The sequence below is a fragment of the Streptomyces sp. H39-C1 genome (assembly GCF_027158125.1).
Taxonomy (GTDB): Bacteria; Actinomycetota; Actinomycetes; order Streptomycetales; family Streptomycetaceae; genus Actinacidiphila; species Actinacidiphila fildesensis.
Map to the genome: position 1 here is coordinate 113,866 of NZ_JAPVLS010000002.1, position 22,783 is coordinate 136,648.

The following is a 22,783-nucleotide window of genomic DNA, read 5'->3' on the forward strand; positions in this document are numbered from 1 at the left end:
GTCGCGGCCGGAGGCGGGGCCGTCGGCGGCGTTGATCTGCTGACCGTGCGCCCACCAGTAGTCGGTGCCCTGGATGATGTAGAGCATCCCCAGCGTGACCACGAGCGCCGGCACCCGCCCGAAGCTGACCAGCAGTCCGCTGACGAGGCCGCAGAGCGCGCCGACGCCGATGCCGAGCAGCAGGGCCAGAACGGCGTTGCGGTCGGTGCCGGAGACGAACTTCCCGCAGGCGAAGGCGGACAGTCCCACCACCGAGCCGACCGAGAGGTCGATGTTGCGGGTGAGGACCACGACCGACTGGCCGACTGCCAGCAGGATCAGGATCGACGCGTTGAGGAGCAGGTCCTTGATGCCCTGCTCCGACAGGAAGCGGTGGTTGGCCGCCCAGGTGCCGAGGACGAGCAGCACCAGACACCCGGCGATGCTGATCTCCCGGGCCCGGAAGACGGTCTCGGTGAGCGAACGCGCCGTCACCTTGCGCGCGCCGGGCGGCGCCGTGGGCTGTTCCACTGTCGCTGTCATCAGGCTGCCTTCTCTCCGCCGGCGGTCCGGCCGGTGGCCGCGGCCATGACCGATTCCTCGGTGGCCAGTGCGCGCGGGAGTTCCGCGGTGATGCGTCCTTCGTGCATGACCAGCACCCGGTCCGCCATGGCGAGGACCTCCGGCAGGTCGGAGGAGACCATGAGGACGGCGAGTCCTTCCGCGGCGAGCGAGGACAGCAGCCGGTGGACCTCGGCCTTGGTGCCGATGTCGATGCCCCGGGTCGGTTCGTCGACGATCAGTACACCGGGTTCGGTGGCCAGCCACTTGGCCAGCACGACCTTCTGCTGGTTGCCGCCGGAGAGCACGCCGACCGGGTCGGAGAGCCGGTTGTACTTCAACTGGAGCCGCACCGCCCAGTCCGCCGCCCGGCCGCGCTCCAGGGTTCTGCGGACCAGGCCGCCGCGGCCGAGCCGGTCGAGTCCGGTCAGACCGATGTTCCGTTCGATGGACAGCTCCATCACCAGGCCCTGTTGGCGCCGGTCCTCCGGCACCAGGGCGACACCGGCGGCCATCGCGGCCGTGGGCGAGCCGGCCGGCAGCTTGTTCCCGGCCACGTGCACGTCGCCCGCGTCGGCGCGGTCGACGCCGAAGACGGCGCGCACGACCTCGCTGCGGCCGGCGCCCACCAGCCCGGCCAGTGCGACGATCTCGCCGCGGCGGACGTCGAACGAGACATCGGTGAAGACGCCCTCCCGGGTGAGCCGGCGCACGGCCAGGGCCGTTTCGCCGATCCGCGCGGGCTGTTTGGGGTAGAGCTCGTCCAGATCACGGCCGACCATCCGGCGTACCAGGTCGTCCTCGGTCAGGCCGTCGACCGGATCGCTGGAGATCAGCCGGCCGTCCCGCAGGGTGGTGACGCGCTGGCAGAGGGCGAAGATCTCCTCCAGCCGGTGCGAGATGAACAGCACGGCCGTGCCCTGTTCGCGCAGCGTCCGCACCACGCCGAACAGCCGGGCCACTTCGGCTCCGGTCAGGGCCGCGGTGGGTTCGTCCATGATCAGGACCCGGGCGTCGAAGGAGAGCGCCTTGGCGATCTCGACGAGCTGCTGGTCGGCGATGGACAGGCCGCGGCAGAGCTGCCCGGGGTCGAGATCGACCCCCAGCCGTTCGATGAGGGCCTGCGTCGCGTCCCGCACCGACCGGTGGTCGACCCGGCCGAAGGAGCGGCGCGGTTGGCGGCCCATGAAGATGTTCTCGGCGACGGTGAGATCGGGAAAGAGCGTCGGTTCCTGGTAGATGACCGCGATGCCGGCGTCCCGGGCGTCGGAGGGTCCGTGGAAGGTGACGGGCTCGCCGTCCACCAGCACCCGCCCGGCATCGGGACGGTGCACTCCCGCGAGCACTTTGATCAGGGTGGACTTCCCGGCCCCGTTCTCACCGGCGAGCGCGTGCGCCTCCCCGGCGAAGAGGGCCAGGGACACACCCTGCAGAGCCCGGACCGCACCGAAGGACTTGCTGGCGTCCTCCAGCGAGAGTACGGGCCGTTCCGCCGACTTCGGCTGGTCCATGGTGGGGCCTCGCATGAAAGGTTTCAACTGAGTTGCACGGACGTTAGGCCAGTGCGACATGACGCGTCAATGCTTTCGTTTCAAGTTTTCCGCTCCGGTGTCCGCAGTCGGTTGAACTCCCGTAACCAGGAGGTTGACACTCCCTCTTCGGGCACCTAGCTTCCCCTCAGTGAAACGATTCATGGCGGGAGCGATGAACATGACCGACCTGTCCACGGTGAAGGCCGCGCTGAAGGCCCAGTCCATCGAGACGCCGTCCTGGGCGTACGGCAACTCCGGCACGCGCTTCAAGGTGTTCGCGCAGGCGGGCGTGCCCCGCACCCCGCAGGAGAAGATCGACGACGCGGCGCGCGTCCACGAATTCACCGCGGCCGCGCCCTCGGTGGCGCTGCACATCCCCTGGGACAGGACCGACGACTACCCGGCGCTGGCGGCCCACGCGGCCGGGCGGGGTGTACGGCTCGGGGTGATCAACTCCAATGTCTTCCAGGACGACGACTACAAACTCGGTTCAGTCACCCACCCCGATCCCAAGATCCGGCGCAAGGCCACCGACCATCTGCTGGAATGCGTCGACATCATGGACGCCACCGGCTCGCGCGATCTGAAACTGTGGTTCTCCGACGGGACGAACTACCCCGGACAGGACGATATCGCCGATCGCCAGGGTCGGCTGGGCGACGCGCTGACCGAGGTCTACGAGCGGCTCGGCGACGACCAGCGGATGCTGTTGGAGTACAAGCTCTTCGAGCCCGCCTTCTACGCCACGGACGTGCCGGACTGGGGCACCGCGTACGCCCACTGCCTCAAGCTCGGCCCCAAGGCGCAGGTCGTCGTCGACACCGGCCACCACGCCCCCGGCACCAACATCGAGTTCATCGTGGCGACGCTGCTGCGGGAGGGGAAGCTCGGCGGCTTCGACTTCAACTCGCGCTTCTACGCCGACGACGACCTGATGGCCGGCGCGGCGGACCCGTTCCAGCTCTTCCGGATCATGTACGAAGTGGTGCGCGGCGGGGGGCTCGCGGCCGAGACCGGAGTGGCCTTCATGCTCGACCAGTGCCACAACATCGAGGCGAAGATCCCGGCGATCATCCGGTCGGTGATGAATGTGCAGGAAGCCACCGCCAAGGCGCTGTTGGTCGACCCCGTCGCACTGCGCGCCGCCCAGCAGGCCGGTGAGGTGCTGGAGGCGAACGCCGTGCTGATGGACGCGTACAACACCGACGTCCGTCCGCTGCTGCGCGAGGTCCGCGAGGAGCAGGGCATCGACCCGGACCCGATCGCCGCCTACAAGCGGTCCGGCTGGGCCGATCACATCGTCGCGGAGCGGGTCGGCGGGACCCAGGCGGGCTGGGGGGCGTGACGCCTCGGACGATTGCCGCCACCGATTCCCGCTTCCGCTCCCATCCGCAAGGGATTCCACGATGACCGCAGAACTGCACCCGCAGGCGGCGGAGCTGCTGGCGCGCAGCCACCGGCTCGGCGCCGATCCCCGCAACACCAACTACGCGGGCGGCAACACGTCCGCCAAGGGCACCGCCACCGACCCGGTGACCGGGCAGGACACCGAGCTGATGTGGGTCAAGGGCTCCGGGGGCGACCTGGGCACCCTGCGGGCGTCGGGGCTCGCCGCGCTGCGGCTCGACCGGCTGCGCGCCCTCGTGGACGTCTATCCGGGCGTCGACCGCGAGGACGAGATGGTGGCCGCCTTCGACTACTGCCTGCATGGCAAGGGCGGGGCGGCGCCCTCCATCGACACCGCGATGCACGCCCTGGTCGGCGCCGAGCACGTCGATCATCTGCACCCGGACTCCGGTATCGCGCTCGCCTGTGCCGCCGACGGCGACGCGCTGACCAAGGAGTGCTTCGGCGACCGGGTGGCCTGGGTGCCGTGGCGCCGCCCGGGATTCCAACTGGGCCTGGACATCGCCGCCGTCAGGGACGCGAACCCGCAGGCCGTCGGCTGCGTACTCGGCGGCCATGGCATCACCGCCTGGGGTGCGACCTCGCAGGAGTGCGAGCGGAACTCCCTCGACATCATCCGCACCGCCGCCGAGTTCCTCGACCGGCGCGGCAGGAGCACACCGTTCGGACCGGTCCTGCCCGGCTACGAGCCGCTGCCCTCGGCGGAACGCCGGGCCAGAGCGGCCGCACTGGCCCCCGTCCTGCGGTCCGTCGCCTCCGCCGACCGTCCGCAGATCGGCCACTTCAGCGACTCCGAGGCGGTGCTCGACTTCCTCTCGCGCACCGAACACCCGCGGCTGGCCGCGCTCGGCACCTCCTGCCCCGACCACTTCCTGCGCACCAAGGTCCGCCCGCTGGTGCTGGACCTGCCCGGCGACGCGCCGCTCGACGAAGCGGTGCGGCGGCTGCGGCAGCTGCACACCGAGTACCGCGAGGAGTACGCCGCCTACTACGCACGGCACGCGACGCCCGACTCGCCGCCGATGCGCGGCGCTGATCCGGCGATCGTCCTGGTCCCGGGCGTCGGGATGTTCTCCTACGGCAAGGACAAGCAGACCGCGCGCGTCGCGGGGGAGTTCTACCTCAACGCGATCAACGTCATGCGCGGCGCCGAGGCGGTCTCGTCGTACCTGCCGATCGAGGAGTCCGAGAAGTTCCGTATCGAGTACTGGGAACTGGAGGAGGCGAAACTGCGCCGGATGCCCCCGGCGCAGCCGCTCGCGACCCGGATCGCGCTGGTGACCGGCGCCGGTTCCGGCATCGGCAGGGCGATCGCCCACCGGCTCGCCGCCGAGGGAGCCTGCGTGGTCGTGGCGGACATCAACGCGACCAGTGCGGCGGCCGTCGTCGAAGAGCTCGGCGGGGCGGACCGCGCGGTCGCGGTGCCGGCCGACGTCACCTCCGAGGAAGAGATCCGGGCGGCGTTCGACGCGGCGGTCCTCGCCTTCGGCGGAGTGGACCTGGTGGTCAACAACGCGGGTATCTCCATCTCCAAGCCGCTGCTGGAGACCACCGCCGCGGACTGGGACCTGCAGCACGCGATCATGGCCCGCGGATCCTTCCTCGCCTCGCGCGAGGCCGCACGGATCATGATCCAGCAGGGTCTGGGCGGTGACATCGTCTACATCTCCAGCAAGAACGGGGTCTTCGCCGGCCCCAACAACATCGCCTACGGTGCCACCAAGGCCGACCAGGCCCACCAGGTGCGGCTGCTCGCCGCCGAGCTGGGGGAGCACGGCATCCGGGTGAACGGCATCAACCCCGACGGGGTGGTCCAGGGCTCCGGGATCTTCGCGGGCGGCTGGGGCGCCCAGCGCGCCGCAGTGTACGGGGTGAGCGAGGAGAACCTCGGCGCGTTCTACGCCCAGCGCACCCTGCTCAAGCGCGAGGTGCTGCCCGAGCACGTGGCCAACGCCGTCTTCGCGCTGGCCGGCGGGGACCTCAGTCATACGACGGGCCTGCACATCCCCGTCGACGCCGGAGTGGCAGCCGCGTTCCTGCGCTAGCGGGTCCCGGCCGGCGGTGACCCCCGCCGGCCGGCGGGATCCTCCCCGTTCCCATCCCTTCCTGTGAGGCTCTTCATGCCACCGAGCGACCCCCGTGCCTTCGCCGCCGTCGATCTCGGCGCTTCCAGCGGGCGCGTCATCGTCGGCCGGGTGACCGCGCGTTCGGTCGGCCTGGACGAGGTCCACCGCTTCCCCAACCTCCCGGTCCGCGTCGGCGGCACCCTGCATTGGGACGTGCTGGCGCTGTACCGCGGGGTCCTCGACGGTCTGCGGACGGCGGGCCCGGTGACGTCCGTCGGCATCGACACCTGGGCCGTGGACTACGGGCTGCTGGCAGCCGACGGTTCGCTGCTCGGCAACCCCGTCCACTACCGCGACGCCCGGACCGAGGGCGTGCCGGAACGGATCCGGCGGACCGTGCCGCAGGCGGAGCTGTACGCGGCCACGGGTGTGCAGCACGCACCGTTCAACACCCTCTACCAGCTGGCCGCGGCACAGGGGACGCCTCAACTGGACGCCGCCGCGCGGCTGCTGCTGATGCCGGACCTCATGTCGTACTGGCTCACCGGTGTTGCCGGCACGGAGCTGACCAACGCCTCCACCACCCAGCTCCTGGACCCGCGCACCGGCGACTGGGCGTACGCACTGGCCGGGCGGCTCGGGATCGACCTGTCGCTCTTCCCGCCGCTGCGCAGGCCAGGCGACCCGGCCGGCGAGCTGCTGCCGGAGGTCCTGGAGGCTACCGGCCTTGAGCACCCGGTGCCGGTGGTGACGGTCGGCTCGCACGACACCGCGTCGGCGGTCGCCGGGGTGCCGGCGGACACCGAGCGCTTCGCGTACATCTCCTGCGGCACGTGGTCGCTGGCCGGCGTGGAACTGGACGCACCGGTCCTCACCGAGGACTCGCGCGCCGCGAACTTCACCAACGAACTGGGCGTCGACGGCACCGTCCGCTATCTGCGCAACATCATGGGCCTTTGGCTGCTGCAGGAGTGCCTTCGCAGCTGGCTGGCCGCGGGCCTTCCACACGACCTCGGCCGGCTGCTGGCCCAGGCAGCACAGGTCCCGCCGCTGCGCTCGGTCGTGGACGCCGCGGACCCGGCATTCCTCGCCCCGGACAGCATGCCGGACCGTATCGCCGAGTCCTGCCGCAGGACCGGGCAGCCGGTACCGCGTGATCAGGCGGAGACGGTGCGCTGCATCCTGGACTCCCTCGCGCTGGCGCACCGCTCGGCGATCGAGGACGCCCAGCGCCTGTCAGGACGGCATGTCGACGTCGTCCACATCGTCGGCGGCGGCGCGCGCAACGAGCTGCTCTGCCAACTGACGGCGGACGCCTGCGGGCTGCCGGTCGTGGCCGGTCCCGCCGAGGCGGCGGCGCTGGGCAACGTCCTGGTGCAGGCGCGGGCCGCGGGAGTGATCGGGGGCGGCCTCGCGGACATCCGGTCCCTGCTGCGGGCCACCCAGCCACTGCGCCGCTACGAGCCGGCCGCCGAGCGCACCCGGTGGAACGAGGCGGCCGCGCGGACGTCCGGTGCGAAGGACACCGTCCGGACGTAGTCGCCCGCCATGCGGGGCGGCCGTCCGGTTGTCACTCGATGATGTGCGGCACGAAGCGCGCGTACTCGTCCGTGACGGGCCCCACCGATTCGCGGATGCCGAGCCCGGCCGCCTCGTCCTCGACCACCCACGCGCCCAGCACGACGCGATTGCCGTCGAAGTCGGGCAGCGGTGCCAGCTCCTGGAAGCAGGACGCCTCGTCGGGTACGGCCGGCGGCGTGCCCGGCTCGTGCAGGGTGACCCCCGCGCCTTCACGGCCCAGCAGCGGCTTCATCACGTACCCCGGGCCGGTCGCGAGCTCACGCGGTCCGTCCAGGTAAGCGGGCAGCAGGTTCGGATGGCCGGGGTTCAGCTCCCACAGGATCGCGAGCAGCGCCTTGTTCGACAGCAGCATCTTCCAGGCCGGTTCGATCCAGCAGGTCGTCCCGGTCCCGCCGCCGTTGTCCAGGGTGTCCAGGACGTGCGGGCCGAAGGCGTCGGCCGCCAGCCACTCCGGAACCACCGGTTTCGGCAGCTCATCGGCGGCAGCCGGGCATCCGGGCCGCGGCAGTTGATCCGGTGGACGCCGCTGGCCTGCGCATTCATGGATCGCGATCCGGGCGAGATCGGGCAACGTCCGATCCGGAACGGGGCGGCGCACGGCTCCGCCGCGACGGTATAACTCATGGACGGGCCCATTCGGGCCCCGGATGCCCGAACGGGCGGAGAAGGGCGGGTGGCGGTGTTGAGGTCGGAAGAGAGGCATCACCGGCTGCTGGCTCTGGCGCGCCAGGCGGGCCGCGTCGAGGTCGCTGTCGCGGCCGCCGACTTCAGGGTCGCCCCGGAGACCATCCGGCGGGACCTGAGCGCGCTGGAGCGCAGGGGACTGGTCCGCCGCACCCATGGCGGTGCCTACCCCGTCGAGAGCGCGGGTTTCGAGACCAATCTGGCCCAGCGCGTCACGCTGCACGTCGAGAGCAAACGGCGGATCGCCGCGGAAGGCGTCAAGCTCCTCGACGGCGCAGAAACGATCTTTGTGGACGAGGGCTACACACCGCAGATCCTCGCCGCACTGCTGCCCACCGACCAGCCCCTGACCGTGGTGACCGCATCGCTGTCGACGGCCGCGGCGGTCGCCGAGTCGGACAACACCACCGTCCTCCTCCTCGGCGGCCGGGTCCGCGCCCGGACGCTCGCCACCGTGGGCTCCTGGGCCTGCGCCATGCTCTCGGGCTTCGTCATCGACCTGGCGTTCATGGGCTCGAACGGGATCTCCCGGGAGTTCGGGCTCACAACGCCCGACCCCGTCGTCGCGGACGTCAAGGCCAAGGCGATCGAGGTCTCCCGCAGACGGATCTTCCTGGGGCACCACGGCAAGTTCGGGGCGAGCAGCTTCTGCCGGTTCGCGGAGGTCGCCGACTTCGAGGCCATCGTCACCGACACCGGACTGTCCAGCGCGGAAGCGCACCGCTACACCCTCCTGGGGCCTCAGGTCATCCGCGTCTGACCCGACGGCCCTTCCACCCCCTCGATCCGCGGCCCCCGGCCGCGGGCAGCTGTGGCGTGGGCGAAATCAGCTGACACCCGGTCCCACCCGGCCGGATCACCAACGAAGGGATCCAGCGTGACGACAAGACCGAAGAACACGCCGCGCACCGTCGCGACGGTCGCCGTGGTCCTCTGCACCAGCCTGCTCGCCGCCTGTTCGGGCGCCGGCGGCGGGGGCGGCGGTTCCCAGGCGCACTCCATCAACGTGCTGATGGTCAACAACCCGCAGATGGTTGATCTGCAGAAGCTGACCGCGGACAACTTCACCAAGTCCACCGGCATCAAGGTCAATTTCACCGTGCTGCCGGAGAACGACGTCCGGGACAAGATCAGTCAGGACTTCGCCAGCCAGGCCGGACAGTACGACGTGGCGACCATCAGCAACTACGAGACCCCGATCTACGCCAAGAACGGCTGGCTGTCACCGCTGACCGCCCAGTCCAAGGCCGACACCGCCTTCGAGCAGAGCGACATCCTGCCCAGCATCCAGGAGTCCCTGACCTCGGGCGGACAGATCTACGCCGAGCCGTTCTACGGCGAGTCGTCGTTCCTGATGTACCGCAAGGACGTCTTCGCCGCCAAGAACCTGACGATGCCCGCCAACCCGACCTGGACCCAGGTCGCGGACCTGGCGGCGAAGGCCGACGGGGCGCAGCCCGGCATGAAGGGCATCTGCCTGCGCGGCCAGCCCGGATGGGGTGAGCTGATCGCGCCGTTGACCACGGTCGTGAACACCATGGGCGGCACCTGGTTCGACAAGGACTGGAAGGCCCAGGTCAACAGTCCGGAGTTCACCAAGGCGACGAAGTTCTATGTCGACCTGGTGCGTGCGCACGGTGAGGCGGGCGCCCCGCAGGCCGGCTTCACCGAGTGCCTGAACAACATGGAGCAGGGCAAGGTCGCCATGTGGTACGACGCCACCTCGGCCGCCGGCCTGCTGGACGGCACGGGCTCACCGGTCGCCGGGAAGATGGGTTACGTGCCCGCGCCGGTCGACCGGACGAAGAGCTCGGGCTGGCTCTACACCTGGGCCTGGGGTCTGCAGAAGGCCAGCAAGCACCAGGACGACGCATGGAAGTTCATCTCCTGGGCGTCGGGCAAGAACTACGAGAACCTCGTCGGCACCAAGCTGGGCTGGTCCAAGGTCCCGGCCGGCAAGCGCACCTCGACCTACACCAACGCCCAGTACCTCACCGCCGCATCGGCGTTCGCGGCGGCCACCAAGACCGCGCTGACCAACGCCGACCCCCTGAACCCCGGTGTACAGCCACGACCCGCCCCCGGCATCCAGTTCGTCGGCATCCCCGAGTTCACCGATCTCGGAACCCAGGTATCCCAGGAGATCAGCTCCGCCATCGCCGGCCGGAGCAGCGTCGAGAGCGCCCTGAGGACCAGCCAGTCCCGGGCCGAGACGGTCGCCGCCAAACACGCCGGCCAGTGACCGGGCTCCGCACCCGCGGAACCGCCCGCCGACCCACCCTCGCCGACCCACTCCCGACCCGCCGCCCTCCGCGGGTCGGGAGGCCACCCGCGCGAAGCGGAGAGACACCATGACCGTCCCCCTGACCGCAAAACGCCCGCGACTCCTGCGCCAGGGAGTGCGGGAGTCGTCGACCCGTCCCGCCAACCGGCCGCGTGGCGCCTGGGCCCGCCGGGCACCGCTGCTCCCGGCGCTGGTCTTCCTGATCGTGGTCACCCAGCTGCCGTTCCTGGGCACCCTGGGCATCTCGTTCATGCGCTGGAACGCCCTCGACCCCGACAACCGGGGCTTCGGCGGCCTGGCCAACTACCGGACCGCACTGACCGATCCGACGCTGCGCTCGTCCATCACCACCACCGTGATCCTGACGGCCTCGGTGGTCCTGGTGAGCCTGCTGTTCGGCCTGGGGCTGGCCCTGCTGCTCGACCGGCAGTTCCGCGGTCGCGGCATCGTCCGCACGATGCTCATCACCCCCTTCCTCGTCGTGCCGGTGGCTTCCGCCCTGCTGTGGAAGCACGCCCTGTACAACGCCTCCTACGGGCTGATCAACGGCACTCTGACCTGGATCTGGAGCCTGTTCGGCAGCTCCGACGCCCCGCAGTTCGACTGGCTGTCCACCAACCCCCTGATAGCCGTCGAAGCCTCACTGGCCTGGCAGTGGACACCGTTCATGATGCTGATCCTGCTCGCCGGCCTGCAGAGCCGACCGCTGGACATCGTCGAGGCCGCCCGCGTCGACGGCGCCGGCACGTGGCAGGTCTTCCGCTATCTGACCTTCCCCCACCTGCGCCGCTACCTGGAACTGGCCTCGCTGCTCGGCAGCATCTACGTCGTCCAGAACTTCGACGCGGTCTTCACCCTCACCTCCGGCGGCCTGGGCACCGCCAACCTGCCCTACTCCGTCTACCAGACCTTCTACCAGGCCCATGACTACGGCCTGGCGTCCGCGCAGGGCGTCATCGTCGTCGCCTGCTCGATCCTCATCGCCACCTTCGCCCTGCGCACCGTCTCGTCCCTGTTCCGAGAGGAGACGTCATGACGAGCACCTCGACCACCGCCCCGGCCGGCCGGCCGAGCCGCCGCACCGGCCCGTTCCGCCATCGAGGCAGCATCTGGGGTCTGCTGGCCTGGGTCTGCGGTCTGCTGTTCTTCCTGCCGTTCGGCTGGATGCTGCTCACCTCGCTGCACAGCGAACCGGCCGCCGCGACCAACCCGCCCAACATCGGCGCGGGCCTCACCCTCCAGGGCTTCCGCGAGTTCTTCGGCGAGAGCACGGGGGTCAGCCCCTGGCCCCCGCTGATCAACTCGCTGACGGCGAGCATCGCCTCCACCGTCCTGGTGCTGGTCCTGGCCGTGCCCGCCGCCTATGCGCTGTCCATCAAGCCGGTCCGCAAGTGGACCGACGTGATGTTCTTCTTCCTGTCCACCAAGATGCTCCCCACGGTGGCCGGGCTGCTGTCCGTGTACCTCATCGCCCAGCACGCCGGCATGCTCGACAACATCTGGCTGCTGGTCATCCTCTACACCTCGATGAACCTGCCGATCGCGGTATGGATGATGCGCTCCTTCCTCGCGGAAGTCCCCAAGGAGATCCTGGAAGCGGCCTCCATCGACGGAGCGGGGCTGCTGACCATCCTCCTGCGGATCGTGGCCCCGGTCGCCGCGCCCGGTATCGCGGCCACCGCGCTGATCTCCTTCATCTTCAGCTGGAACGAGCTGCTGTTCGCCCGGGTGCTGACCGGTGTCGTGGCGGGGACCGCACCGGTCTTCCTCACCGGGTTCGTCACCAGCCAGGGCCTGTTCCTGGCGAAGGTGTGCGCCGCCGCCGTCTGCGTCTCCCTGCCCGTACTCATCGCCGGCTTCGCCGCCCAGGACAAACTCGTCCAGGGCCTGTCCCTTGGAGCAGTCAAGTGAAAGCAGCCGTCATCAGCGCCCCCGGCGTCGTCGCGATCGAGAACGTCGAGGATCCGTCCCCCGGCCCCCGGGACGTGGTGGTCCGCGTCGCCGCCGTCGGCCTGTGCGGCACCGATCTGCACATCCTGCAGGGCGAGTTCGCACCCACCCTGCCGATCACCCCCGGGCATGAGTTCGCCGGAGAGATCGTCGCCGTCGGCAGCCAGGTCCACGAGGTGGCGCTCGGCGACCAGGTCGCCGTCGACCCTTCCCTGTACTGCCACGAATGCCACTACTGCCGTATCGGGCGCAACAACCTCTGCGAACGGTGGGCCGCGATCGGCGTCACCAACCCCGGAGGCGCGGCCGAGTACGCCCTCGCCCCCGTCGCCAACTGCGTGAAACTGCCCGAGCACATCCGCACCGAGGACGCCGCGCTGATCGAACCCCTCTCCTGCGCCGTCCGCGGCTACGACATCCTCCGCAGCCAACTGGCCACCAACGTCCTGATCTACGGATCCGGCACCATGGGCCTGATGATGATGGAGCTCGCCAAGCGCACCGGCGCCGCCACCGTCGACATCGTCGACATCAACCCCGACCGGCTGGAAACCGCCCGGACCCTGGGCTGCACCCATGCCGTCACCTCCGCCGACGAGATCGAGCGACCCCGCGGCTGGGACGTCGTCATCGACGCCACCGGAAACGCCAAGGCCATCCAGGAAGCCATCGGCCGCGTCGGCAAGGGCGGTACGTACCTCCAGTTCGGCGTGGCGGACTACGCGGCGCGCGCCACGATCGAGCCGTACCGGATCTACAACCAGGAGATCACCATCACCGGCTCCATGGCGGTCCTCCACAGCTATGAACGCGCTGCCCGGCTGTTCGCCGCCGGTGTCCTCGACCCGCAGGTCTTCATCAGCGACCGGCTGCCGCTGACCGACTACGCCGCGGCCCTCCAGCAGTTCCGGGACGGCAAGGGCCGGAAGATCCTGGTCACTCCCTGACCAGGACGTCGTTCCGACCGCCCCCAGACGAACCCTCTTCCCCGGAGCTGTCCATGCCACCGCCCCTGCCGACGCCGGAAACTCCGGCATCCGAAACGCCGACGCTCGTCATCGGCGAGGCACTCACCGACATCCTCACCGGCCCGGACGGGTCGCGGCGCTGCCGTCCGGGCGGCAGCCCGGCGAACGTGGCGCTGGGCCTGGCCCGGCTCGGCCACCCGGTCCGGCTCGCCACCCGGATCGGCCGCGATCCCTTCGGCCAGGTGCTGCGGACCCATCTGGGCCGAAGCGGGGTGGTGCTCACGGACGGGTCCGTCCTCGATGTCCCGACGTCGACGGCCGCCGCCCGTCTCGATGCGGCCGGGGCGGCCGAGTACACCTTCGACATCTCGTGGGAGCTGCCTCCCAAGGCCCTGGAGACCGCCCGCTCCGGTACGGCGGGCCACCTGCACACCGGATCGATCGCCACGGCGCTCGCGCCAGGTGCCGATCAGGTGCTCGCCGCCGTCGAGGCCGCACGGGACACGTCCACCGTCTCGTACGACCCGAACCTTAGGCCCGCACTGCTCGGAAAGCCCGACGACGAGCGTCCTCGGGTCGAGCACCTGGTCTCGGTCAGTGATGTGGTGAAGGCCAGTCAGGAAGATCTGGCCTGGCTCTACCCCGGGCAGGACATCCACGAAGTGGCCCTCCGCTGGTCGCGAAGCGGACCCTCACTCGTGGTCCTCACCTTCGGCGCAGGCGGCTCACAGGTCTGGTGGCGACAGGGCCGGTACGCACTGCCGGCGCCGTCGGTCGAGGTCGTCGACACCGTGGGAGCCGGCGACGCCTTCATGTCGGGACTCCTTAGCGGCCTGCTCCGGGCCGGGCTGCTCGGCGCGGGAGGAACGGCCGGGCAGCCCGACGCATCCGCGCCGCGGACGCGACTCCGCACCGCGACCTCCACCACCGACCCGTACCAGGACGTCCTCCGAGCCCTCCGCCTGGCCACCCGCTCGGCCGCTCTGACCTGCACCAGGGAGGGCGCCGACCCGCCGACCCAGGCTGACATGCCATGACGTGACGTGGGTCGTTCCCGGAGCCCTGCGCCGCTCCCGTCGTGTCGTCAGGCGCCGAAGAACTCGGCCAGCACCGGGGCGAGCGCGTCCGGGGCCACGTCGTGCGTCTGGCCGTCGAGCGTCCGGTGCCCGGCGGTCGGGAGGGCGTCCGCGGTGGCCTTCGCCGCCTGCTGCAGGCCCTCCGGGCTGGCGCCACCGGCGAGGACCAGCGCGGGAATGACGATCGTCGATGCCAGGGCGCGCGGCACGTGGCCGTCGCCGAGCACCTCGTCGTCGTAGGCGAGCGTCGGCGCGATCGCCTCCAACGGGGCCCACCCCGGCTGCGACCGCATACCGTCCACGGCCTGCGCGGGCATACCGACGTGCGTCATGAACAGCGCCACGGCGTCGCCCTTGCGCCCGGCGTCGAGCAACTCGTGGAGCTGCTCGGTGTACCTCTTGATCCGGGTGCCGTCTTCGCTCTCAGCCATGAACGGGGGTTCGTAGAGCGCCATCCTGGCGATCCCGGAGCCGGCCGCCGCAGCCGCCAGAGTGAGCGCCGCACCGGAGGAGATTCCGTAGACGTACGCCCGGCCACCGGCCCGCGCGATGACGGCCTGCAGGTCCTCGATCTCGCGGGCGACCGCGTACGGGGTGGTGTCCGAGCTGTCGCCCCGGCCACGACGGTCGTACGTGTGGACGGTGAAGCTCTCCCGCAGCAGCGCGGCGAGCGGCCGCATCGGCCCCGCGGCGCGGTGGCACATGGCGCCGTCGACGAGGACGAGCGCCGGCCCGCTGCCGGTGTGCTCATAGGCGATCTCGGTGCCGTCGGCTGATGTGAGTACAGACATGACGTGCTCCTTACTCCTGCTGTCCCTGCTCGGGGTCGAGACCGGCCAGGTAGACGTCGAGGCGGTCGAGGCTGGTGCTGAAACCGGCTCTCGCCTCTGCACTGAGGTACGCGGCCGGCACGTTGGTCTGATGGGTCACCACCTCGGTGCGCCCGTCCTTCAGATCGACGAAGGAGATCGTGGTGCGCATGCCGCCCTCGACATCCGCCTCGATCCACACCAGGCGCTCGGGCCGGCGGACCTCGACGAAGACCGCCCGCATGGTGTGCGTGCTGCCGTCGGTATCGCTGACGATGGTGGTCTCGAAGACCCCGCCCGGCCGCGGATCGATGACGATGTTGCCGACCGGGGTGGTCGTACCGGTCGGCCCCCAGAAGTGAGTGAGGTGCTCCGGCATGGTCATGCAGTCGAACAGCAACTCGGGCGACGCCCGGTGCACGCGCCGATACGTGAGCTCACCTGTCGCGGTCATTGTGGCGTCCCTTCGTCGTCGCGCCGCTGGGTCCGAAGCGCCGCCAGATGCTCGTCGAGACGATCATGACGGTCGGCCCAGACCTGCCGGTGCCGTGTGATCCAGTCGGCGGCCGTGTCGAGGCGCACCGTCTCCAGAGCGCACGGCCGTGACTGCGCGCTGCGGGTCCGTGAGATGAGCCGGGCGCGCTCGAGCACTCTCAGGTGCTTCGAGACCGCCTGCTGCGTCATCGCGAACGGCTCGGCGAGCTCGTTCACCGTCGCGTCGCCGCGTGCCAGCTGCTCCAGGATCGCGCGCCTGGTGGGATCGGCCAGCGCCGAGAACACCAGGCTCAATTCGTCTTCGACGACTGCCATACCTCGACCGTACCCACAACCAGCTATTTTCACAACCGATAGGTTGTGAAGTGCAGGCGGGGGTGGTACCGGGGTACTACCGTCCGTTTGTGGATCAGTCCGGGGTACCACGGTTCCGGGGTCCGCGGCTTCTAGCGTTGCTGGTGAGGCGGTCGGGCAGGACCGGCGCCCCTGAGCGAGGGAAGACGCGATGATCGAGGCGCAGCAGCTGACGAAGAGGTACGGGGAGACGACGGCGGTCGACCGGCTGGACTTCACGGTCAGGCCCGGCACCGTCACCGGGTTCCTCGGACCCAATGGCGCGGGCAAGTCGACCACGATGCGGATGATCGTCGGTCTGGACGCCCCCACCCACGGCACGGTCACCGTCAACGGCCGCCGCTACGCCGAGCACACCGCCCCGCTGCAGGAGGTAGGGGCCCTGCTGGAGGCGAAGTCGATCCACCCGGGCCGGTCGGCGTTCGACCACCTGATGGCCCAGGCGTACACCCATGGCATTCCGCGCCGCCGGGTGGAGGAGGTCATCGGGATGACGGGTCTGGACTCGGTGGCGAAGAAGCGCGCCGGGGCCTTCTCCCTGGGGATGGGCCAGCGGCTGGGCATCGCGGCCGCGCTGCTCGGCGATCCGGCCACCGTCATGCTCGACGAGCCGGTCAACGGGCTGGACCCCGAGGGCGTGCTGTGGATCCGCAATCTGCTCACGGGGCTGGCGAGTGAGGGCCGCACGGTGTTCGTGTCCTCGCACCTGATGAGCGAGATGGCCCTGGTCGCGGACCATCTGATCGTCGTCGGACGGGGCCGGATGCTGGCCGACACCACCGTCGAGGAACTGATCAGCCAGGCTGGCGGGGACACGGTGCAGGTCGCCACGGCGGATCCCGCCCGGCTGCGCGAGGTCCTGGCGGGACCCGGCATCGAGATCACCGGCCGGGTCGGCTCCGAGGAACTCCAGGTGACGGGCATGGAGGCCCGCGCGATCGGACTGAAGGCCGCCGAGGCCGGCATCGCGCTGTTCCAGCTCACCGCGAAGGCGCTGTCCCTGGAGGAGGCGTTCATGGAACTGACACGGGACGCGGTCGAGTACCACGGCACCACCGAGACCTCCGGGAGCGCAGCATGAGCACCATCACGTCGACCCGCACCCCCGTCCCGAGCCCCGTGCAGGGCGGCCGTCCGGTCTACCGGGTGACCGCGCGGCGCGTGCTGCGCTCGGAGTGGGCCAAGCTGTGGTCCCTGCGCTCCACCTGGATCACCCTGGGCCTGGGCCTGCTGTTCCTGGTGGCCTTCGGCCTGATCGCCTCGTGGCAGTTCAAGTCCAGGATCACCTCCGGCCGGCACATGGACGGCGACTTCGCCAGCTCCACCGCGGTGAGCCTGTCCCTGTTCGGCACGAACTTCGCGCAGTTGGCACTCGGTGTGCTGGGCGTGCTGGTGACCGCGGGCGAGTACTCCACCGGCATGATCCGCTCCACGCTGGCCGCGGTACCGCGCCGGCTGCCGGTGCTCTGGTCCAAGTCGGCCGTCTTCGGCGCGGTCGCCCTGGTGGTCGGCACCGTGGGAGCGTTCGTCGCCTTCCTCTTCGGCAGCGGAATCGTCTCGGGAACGCCTGCGGCCCTCTCGATCTCGGACCCGGGTGTGGTGCGCAGCCTGCTGGCGGCCGGTCTCTACCTCGGTCTGATCGGTGTTCTGGGAACGGCCCTGGGCGCGCTGCTGCGATCGGTGGCCGGCGGTATCTCGGTCCTGGTCGGTTCGCTGATGCTGGTCCCCGGACTCATCTCGCTGCTGCCCAGCTCCTGGCAGGACCACGTGAGGCCCTATCTGCCCAGCGAGGCCGGAGCATCGATGTTCGCCCTGCACCATGAGGCACACACTCTGACTCCAACGGCCGGACTGCTGGTCTTCCTGGCCTGGACCGGACTGGCGATGGCAGGGGCCTCCTGGCGCCTGATGCGCACCGACGCCTGACACTGCCGAAACCGACGACCCGGGATCACGGCGTCGGCGCGTCGCCCGGACAGCTCGGGTGCCGTGCCGACGCCGTTGGCCCACGATGGGCAGGTGACCCCCGTGACCACCGACATCCCCGCCGGAGCTGACCCCTCCGCGCGCCCGCTCCCGCCCGCGGAACCCGATCTGCTGTGGGGACACCCGCTGGTGATCGCGCTGAACCGGGTCGTCCAGCGCCTGCGCGCGGCCGACCTGCGGCGCCCATGGGTGCTGGACACGGCCGTGGCGGTCGGAGTATTCCTGCTGTTCGGCGCGGCGGACCTGGTGCACGACGGCGACCGGCACGAGATGGCCGTGAGGTTCACACACCTGCCGGTGGCCGGGGTGCTGGCCCTGCAGGCCGGGCTGGTGGTGCCCCTGCTGTGGCGGCGCCGTATGCCGTCGGCGACGTTCGCCGCCGTGCTGGCCGTGTTCCTGATCCAGTGGCTGCTGGGGGCCTGGCTGCGCGCCGACGTGGCGCTGCTCATCGCCCTGTACAGCCTGGCACTGCACGGGCGACTGCGGCATCTGCCCTGGGCCTGCGCGGCCATGGCCGGCGTTCTGGGGCTGGTGTCGGTGCGCGTCTCGGAGGCGGTGTCCGTGGGGGACGCGCTGTTCTTCCTGTTCAGCGCGGTGACCGCGGCGCTGGCCCTGGGCCTTGCGGTGCGCATCCGCCGGTCCCAGCTCGCCGGCCTGCGCGAGCGCGCGGCCCGCCTGGAGATCGAACGGGACCAGCGCAGCAAACTGGCCGCCGCCGGCGAACGCACCCGGGTGGCACGCGAGATGCACGACATCGTCGGACACAACCTGTCCGTCATGATCACGCTTGCCGACGGTGGTGCGTACGCGGCTCTCATCGCTCCTGAGCGGGGCAAGGAAGCGCTGGAACTCATCGGCGAGACCGGCCGTCAGGCCCTGGGAGAACTAAGGCGCATGCTCGGTGTGCTGCGCGATCGGACGGACGCTCCCGAGCTCAGTCCGCAGCCCGGCATCGCGGACATCGACGCCCTGTGCGCGCGTATCCGTGCCGCCGGCCCCAAGGTCCGCTACCGCACGATCGGAGAGCTGGACGCCCTGGACCGCGGTGTGCAGCTGACGGCCTACCGGATCGTCCAGGAGGCGCTCACCAACTCGCTCCGGCACGCCGGTGCCGAAACCCAGGTGCAACTCGCCCTCACCGTCGACGGCGCACAGCTGCGCATCACCGCCGACGACACCGGTCCGCCCACCGGGACCGGACGGCCCGCACCGGAGAACCAGGAGGGGCACGGCCTGGCGGGCATGGCCGAACGCGCAGCGCTGTACGGCGGGAGCATCATCGCCGGACCACGGCCCGGCGGAGGGTGGAGCGTACAGGTCACCCTCGACCTCACCCCGCTCACCGGCCCCCCGGGAGAGACCTCGTGACCACCGTCCTCATCGGAGAGTCCTCATGACCACCGTCCTCCCGGAGACCTCATGACCACCGTCCTCATCGTGGACGACCAGCCCATGCAGCGTCTGGGCTTCCGCATGCTGCTGGAATCCGTCCCGGACACCGACGTGGTCGGGGAAGCCGCGCACGGAGCCGACGCCGTACGCCAGGCCGCCGAACTGCGCCCCGACGTCGTCCTCATGGACGTACGGATGCCCGGCATGGACGGTATCGAGGCGACCCGCCGCATCGTCGCCACCGGCGGACGCTCCCGCGTCCTGGTCATGACCACCTTCGACCTGGACGAATACGCCCACACCGCGCTGCGCGCCGGCGCCAGCGGCTTCCTCCTCAAGGACGCGCGCCCCGAAGAACTGCTGGCGGGCATCCGGGCGGTCGCCGCGGGCGACGCCGTCATCGCCCCGGCCCTCACCCGGCGCCTGCTCGACGCCTACGCCCACCATCTGCCCGGCCACCTCCAGGACCACGAGCCGCAGGACGATCCCAAGCTGCGCACCCTCACCGGACGCGAACGGGAGATCCTGGTCGCCATCGGGCGGGGCTGGACCAACGCGGAGATCGCCGAGCGGCTGGTGCTGGCGGAGTCCACCGTGAAGACCCACGTCGGACGGGTGCTCGCGAAGATCGGCGCCCGCGACAGGATCCAAGCCGTCATCTTCGCCTACGACCTGGGCCTCACCCGCCCGCACACCACGGACTGACGGCAGTCCGCGCCCGCGGTGACTGGACCCTCCCCACGGGGGAGGGTCCACGATGGTGCCGTGCAGGACGAACTACTGACCATCGGCCGCTTCGCCCGACTGTGCCGGCTGAGCGTGAAGCAACTGCGGCACAGACCGGGACGATCGACCGGCTCCGCTCGTTCCCCGACACCGGCGGTCACACCGTGGCCGGCCACCACCACGAGATCTAACTGTCGAACCCGAACCGGACGGCCCCGGACGCGATGCGGCCCATCATCCGCTTCCCCGTGAAACCGGCGTCCTGATACCGACGGTGCAACGGACGCGGGACCGGGCTTTGTTCGGCCTCCGCGACCCGCAGTAGGGTCCAGCGTATGTCCGTGAACATTCACCTCTCGCTGCACATCAACGACCTCTCCTCCTCCGACGAGGCCGACGCCGTGGAGACCGCGCTGAGAACGGTCCTGCGGGACCACTCGATCGAGAAGGAGGTGAGGGTCGGCGTCTTCCTGAGTCCGCACTGGGTCAAGGTGACGAGTGAGGACGGTCCGTTGAGCGTCAGACGCTTCGGGCAGTGGAGTGCCACCTTCGAGCGCGACGTCACGGAGGCGGTCCGTGCCGTCGCGCCCTCGGCGGACATCGATCTGGAATGGGACTACCCGGACTACGACTGAATCCGCCTCACCGAGCGCGATCCAGCATCAGCGAGCGCGATCGAGCCGGTGATTCACCCCGCGGAGCTCATCCCAGCAGGGCGGCGGCCTCCTGGAAGTCGTCGTACGCCTCGACGTACTGCTGGCCCGCGACGAGCAGGGTCGACCGGTCGGTCAGGGCTCTGGCGAGAACGGCAGGGCCATGGTCCTCGCCCAGCCCGGCCGACCGGCGGGCCAGTACCACTCCCTCGTCGAACAGCGGCCGCAGGTTCTCCAGGAACCGGTAGTGATGCCACTGCTGGTGGAGCGCCGACCGGATGGTCAACCTGCGCTGAACGGTGACCAGTTCAGCCAGGTGGCGGTGCGGATCGCGTTCGGCCAGGGGAGTGAGGACGGCGACTTCCTCCTCCAGCGTGGCCCGCCCCTCGACGTACGCGTGCCTGATGTCGGGCGACCAGTCGAGGGAGCCGAACGGCGGTGCCGGCCGGCCCGGAGCCGGCTGTTCGTCCGCTCGTCCCGACAGGCCCAACAGGACCGTCCACCGGTCGAGGATGTTGCCCCAGCTCTTCCGTTCGCCGCTCGCCGCCAACTCGGCGAGCAGCGTGCCGATTTCACCTCGCGCTGCGCGGGCCTCGTCGCGCCGCGCCCGGGCGTCGAGCATCTGGGAGAGATGGACCAGCTCCCACAACCTGATGGACAGCGACGTGCGGACGCCTTCCAGTTCTCCGCGGGTGGCGGCCGAGAGTTCGGTGAACGCATCGATCGCCGCATCGTGCAGACCGGCCGCGTCCAGCTCGGCCGACCACTCGACCATGGACCACCAGAGTCCGCTGCCCGAGGCATCGTCGGCCGACCGAAGGGCCTCCAGCATCTCCCCGTACAGCTGTGCCGCCTCGAGGTGGCGGCCCTCCTCGGCCAGCCCGGCTGCCAGGGGCGCGCACCCGAACACGGGGCTGGCCACCTTGCCGTCCTCGAACGCCCGGCGTCCGGTCAGAGCCATCTCCTCGCGAACGGCGAAGCCCTCCGCCCGCCGGCCGAGCGTGTACAGCTGCCTCTGGTAGTCGTTCAGGGTGTCGATCAGCAGCTCGGTTCGCTTCGGTTCCGACGCGTCCAGCTTGCGCACGGCGGCGAGTGCCTCAGCGGTCAGGTTCAGCCGGATCTCCGGCTGGTTCCGGAACTCCTGGTGACTGAGCATCAGAAGTGCCCGGGCCAGCTTCGGCAGATAGGTCAGCGGTCCCACTTGGGCGAGCACTCGGTACGCCCGGATCTCCTCGTGAAGGCCGATTCTGCCGGAGCCGAGCAGGATCGCGCGTGCTCGTAGGACCGATTCGTGATCGACGTTCTCGGAGTGATTCATGAGGGCGATTGTGGGAGTTTTCGAGGGGGCCGGACAAGGTTCCCGGGACGTGCTGTTCGTCCTACGAAAATGCCCTCTGACCTGTCATGATGGGTGTGTCATAACTCCGGCGGCCGAGAAATGGGACGGCCCGGGCAGCACCGCGGGCCCGCGTCACCGACCGGAACCGGGCCCCCTCTGCCTACGGGCGCCGCGTACCGTGGGCGGGTCCGAGCCAGGGAGAAACGTCATGTTGAAGGCTTTCGCCGACCTGTCCACGCCGCTGGTGGCCGATGCCTGCGTCCGCACCGATGTGCCGTTGCGTGTCGCACCACCGGGGATCGGTGCCGTGGTCCCGGGACACCGCATCGCGGGACGGGCGCTGCCGGTTCGGCATTACGGCAGTGTGGATGTGTTCCTTGAGGCGTTCGGTCAGGCGGCCGAAGGTGACGTGCTGGTCATCGACAACGGTGGCCGGTCGGACGAGGCCTGTGTCGGTGACCTCGCGGTGCTGGAGGCCGAAGCGGCCGGGCTGGCGGGCCTGGTGGTGTGGGGGCTGCACCGCGACACACCGGAGCTGGCCGAGATCGGGTTGCCGGTGTTCAGCTACGGCAGCTACCCGCCCGGTCCGGTACGGCTGGACGAGCGGGAGCCCGAGGCGTTGGTCACCGCGCGGTTCGGGCCGCATGTGGTGTCGGACGCCGACATCGTGTTCGGTGACGCCGACGGCGTGTTGTTCGTCGCCGCGGACCGTGCCGAGGAAGTGCTGACGACGGCGCACGCCATCTGGCGGACCGAACGGGAACAGGCCCGCCGGATCCGCGCGGGCGAGACACTGCGCCGGCAGACGAACTTCGACGAGTACCTGGCGCGCCGCGCCGACGATCCCTCACTCACCTTCCGCCGGCATCTGCGGCGGATCGGCGGTGCCATCGAGGAGTAGGCCGGCTGCGATCGGCACACCGCGACGGCCGCACCGCAGG

General features: G+C 70.3%; 21 protein-coding genes and 1 pseudogene. 15 read left to right on the forward strand and 7 right to left on the reverse strand.

Going from position 1 to position 22,783, the window contains the following annotated elements; all coding sequences use genetic code 11:
* The coding region (locus tag O3W51_RS01940; protein WP_269283228.1) for an ABC transporter permease at positions 1-522 on the reverse strand (522 nt) is incomplete at its 3' end.
* Positions 522-2,051 carry a sugar ABC transporter ATP-binding protein gene (locus O3W51_RS01945; RefSeq protein ID WP_138351448.1) on the reverse strand — a complete coding sequence of 510 codons (1,530 nt, stop codon included), beginning with the start codon at positions 2,049-2,051 and terminating at the stop codon, positions 522-524. The genes O3W51_RS01940 and O3W51_RS01945, both read right to left, overlap by 1 nt.
* 199 nt (positions 2,052-2,250) lie before the next feature.
* Here O3W51_RS01945 and rhaI point away from each other — a divergent pair, with 199 nt between their 5' ends.
* The 3 genes from rhaI to O3W51_RS01960 all read left to right on the forward strand — a co-directional run bounded on the left by rhaI (position 2,251) and on the right by O3W51_RS01960 (position 7,084).
* Positions 2,251-3,417, forward strand: a complete 1,167-nt coding sequence (gene rhaI / locus O3W51_RS01950; protein ID WP_138351449.1) for an L-rhamnose isomerase — start codon at positions 2,251-2,253, stop codon at positions 3,415-3,417.
* Between the two features lie 61 nt (positions 3,418-3,478).
* On the forward strand, positions 3,479-5,524 hold the full coding sequence (locus tag O3W51_RS01955; protein WP_269283234.1) for a bifunctional aldolase/short-chain dehydrogenase: 2,046 nt from the start codon (positions 3,479-3,481) through the stop codon (positions 5,522-5,524).
* Between the two features lie 75 nt (positions 5,525-5,599).
* Complete coding sequence (locus tag O3W51_RS01960) at positions 5,600-7,084, forward strand: rhamnulokinase (protein WP_138351451.1); 1,485 nt, start codon at positions 5,600-5,602, stop codon at positions 7,082-7,084.
* Between the two features lie 31 nt (positions 7,085-7,115).
* Here the strand turns inward: O3W51_RS01960 and O3W51_RS01965 are convergent.
* Positions 7,116-7,577, reverse strand: a pseudogene (locus O3W51_RS01965) (glutathionylspermidine synthase family protein); the annotation flags it as partial.
* A gap of 231 nt (positions 7,578-7,808) precedes the next feature.
* On the opposite strand from O3W51_RS01965, the gene O3W51_RS01970 reads away from it, so the two are divergent.
* From O3W51_RS01970 to O3W51_RS01995, 6 genes are all read left to right on the forward strand, one after another.
* A complete protein-coding gene (locus tag O3W51_RS01970) occupies positions 7,809-8,570 on the forward strand; it encodes a DeoR/GlpR family DNA-binding transcription regulator (RefSeq protein WP_187145247.1) in 762 nt (253 codons plus the stop codon).
* Positions 8,571-8,687: 117 nt separating this feature from the next.
* A complete protein-coding gene (locus tag O3W51_RS01975) occupies positions 8,688-10,052 on the forward strand; it encodes an ABC transporter substrate-binding protein (RefSeq protein ID WP_164292637.1) in 1,365 nt (454 codons plus the stop codon).
* A gap of 109 nt (positions 10,053-10,161) precedes the next feature.
* Positions 10,162-11,130 carry a carbohydrate ABC transporter permease gene (locus O3W51_RS01980; RefSeq protein WP_198357890.1) on the forward strand — a complete coding sequence of 323 codons (969 nt, stop codon included), beginning with the start codon at positions 10,162-10,164 and terminating at the stop codon, positions 11,128-11,130.
* On the forward strand, positions 11,127-12,005 hold the full coding sequence (locus O3W51_RS01985; protein ID WP_269283240.1) for a carbohydrate ABC transporter permease: 879 nt from the start codon (positions 11,127-11,129) through the stop codon (positions 12,003-12,005). Before O3W51_RS01980 ends, O3W51_RS01985 begins: the two co-directional genes overlap by 4 nt.
* Positions 12,002-12,991 carry a zinc-dependent alcohol dehydrogenase family protein gene (locus O3W51_RS01990; RefSeq protein ID WP_138351455.1) on the forward strand — a complete coding sequence of 330 codons (990 nt, stop codon included), beginning with the start codon at positions 12,002-12,004 and terminating at the stop codon, positions 12,989-12,991. The genes O3W51_RS01985 and O3W51_RS01990 overlap by 4 nt, the downstream gene beginning before the upstream one ends.
* Positions 12,992-13,044: 53 nt before the next feature.
* Positions 13,045-14,049, forward strand: a complete 1,005-nt coding sequence (locus O3W51_RS01995) for a carbohydrate kinase family protein (RefSeq protein ID WP_138351456.1) — start codon at positions 13,045-13,047, stop codon at positions 14,047-14,049.
* A 47-nt stretch (positions 14,050-14,096) separates the two neighbouring features.
* On the opposite strand, the gene O3W51_RS02000 is transcribed toward O3W51_RS01995, so the two are convergent.
* From O3W51_RS02000 to O3W51_RS02010, 3 genes are read right to left on the reverse strand one after another with little or no spacing between them, the layout of a single operon-like run.
* Positions 14,097-14,879 carry an alpha/beta fold hydrolase gene (locus O3W51_RS02000; protein ID WP_138351457.1) on the reverse strand — a complete coding sequence of 261 codons (783 nt, stop codon included), beginning with the start codon at positions 14,877-14,879 and terminating at the stop codon, positions 14,097-14,099.
* Positions 14,880-14,889: 10 nt separating this feature from the next.
* Positions 14,890-15,351 carry an SRPBCC family protein gene (locus O3W51_RS02005; protein WP_138351458.1) on the reverse strand — a complete coding sequence of 154 codons (462 nt, stop codon included), beginning with the start codon at positions 15,349-15,351 and terminating at the stop codon, positions 14,890-14,892.
* Positions 15,348-15,707 (reverse strand): ArsR/SmtB family transcription factor, encoded by a 360-nt coding sequence (locus O3W51_RS02010; protein ID WP_138351459.1) that lies wholly within the window; start codon positions 15,705-15,707, stop codon positions 15,348-15,350. The genes O3W51_RS02005 and O3W51_RS02010 overlap by 4 nt, the downstream gene beginning before the upstream one ends.
* 190 nt (positions 15,708-15,897) lie before the next feature.
* Between O3W51_RS02010 and O3W51_RS02015 the strand changes: the two genes are divergently transcribed.
* The 5 genes from O3W51_RS02015 to O3W51_RS02035 all read left to right on the forward strand — a co-directional run bounded on the left by O3W51_RS02015 (position 15,898) and on the right by O3W51_RS02035 (position 20,485).
* A complete protein-coding gene (locus O3W51_RS02015) occupies positions 15,898-16,827 on the forward strand; it encodes an ABC transporter ATP-binding protein (protein WP_138351460.1) in 930 nt (309 codons plus the stop codon).
* Positions 16,824-17,672, forward strand: a complete 849-nt coding sequence (locus O3W51_RS02020; protein ID WP_138351461.1) for an ABC transporter permease — start codon at positions 16,824-16,826, stop codon at positions 17,670-17,672. The genes O3W51_RS02015 and O3W51_RS02020 overlap by 4 nt, the downstream gene beginning before the upstream one ends.
* Before the next feature lie 168 nt (positions 17,673-17,840).
* Positions 17,841-19,100 carry a sensor histidine kinase gene (locus tag O3W51_RS02025; RefSeq protein WP_232485397.1) on the forward strand — a complete coding sequence of 420 codons (1,260 nt, stop codon included), beginning with the start codon at positions 17,841-17,843 and terminating at the stop codon, positions 19,098-19,100.
* 51 nt (positions 19,101-19,151) lie between these two features.
* Positions 19,152-19,829, forward strand: coding sequence for a response regulator (locus O3W51_RS02030; protein ID WP_138351462.1), 678 nt, complete (start codon positions 19,152-19,154; stop codon positions 19,827-19,829).
* A 356-nt stretch (positions 19,830-20,185) separates the two neighbouring features.
* Positions 20,186-20,485 carry a hypothetical protein gene (locus tag O3W51_RS02035; RefSeq protein ID WP_138351463.1) on the forward strand — a complete coding sequence of 100 codons (300 nt, stop codon included), beginning with the start codon at positions 20,186-20,188 and terminating at the stop codon, positions 20,483-20,485.
* 67 nt (positions 20,486-20,552) lie between these two features.
* On the opposite strand, the gene O3W51_RS02040 is transcribed toward O3W51_RS02035, so the two are convergent.
* Positions 20,553-21,821 (reverse strand): hypothetical protein, encoded by a 1,269-nt coding sequence (locus O3W51_RS02040; RefSeq protein WP_138351464.1) that lies wholly within the window; start codon positions 21,819-21,821, stop codon positions 20,553-20,555.
* A gap of 229 nt (positions 21,822-22,050) precedes the next feature.
* Here O3W51_RS02040 and O3W51_RS02045 point away from each other — a divergent pair, with 229 nt between their 5' ends.
* Positions 22,051-22,743 (forward strand): RraA family protein, encoded by a 693-nt coding sequence (locus O3W51_RS02045; protein WP_138351465.1) that lies wholly within the window; start codon positions 22,051-22,053, stop codon positions 22,741-22,743.
* Positions 22,744-22,783: the final 40 nt, after the last annotated feature.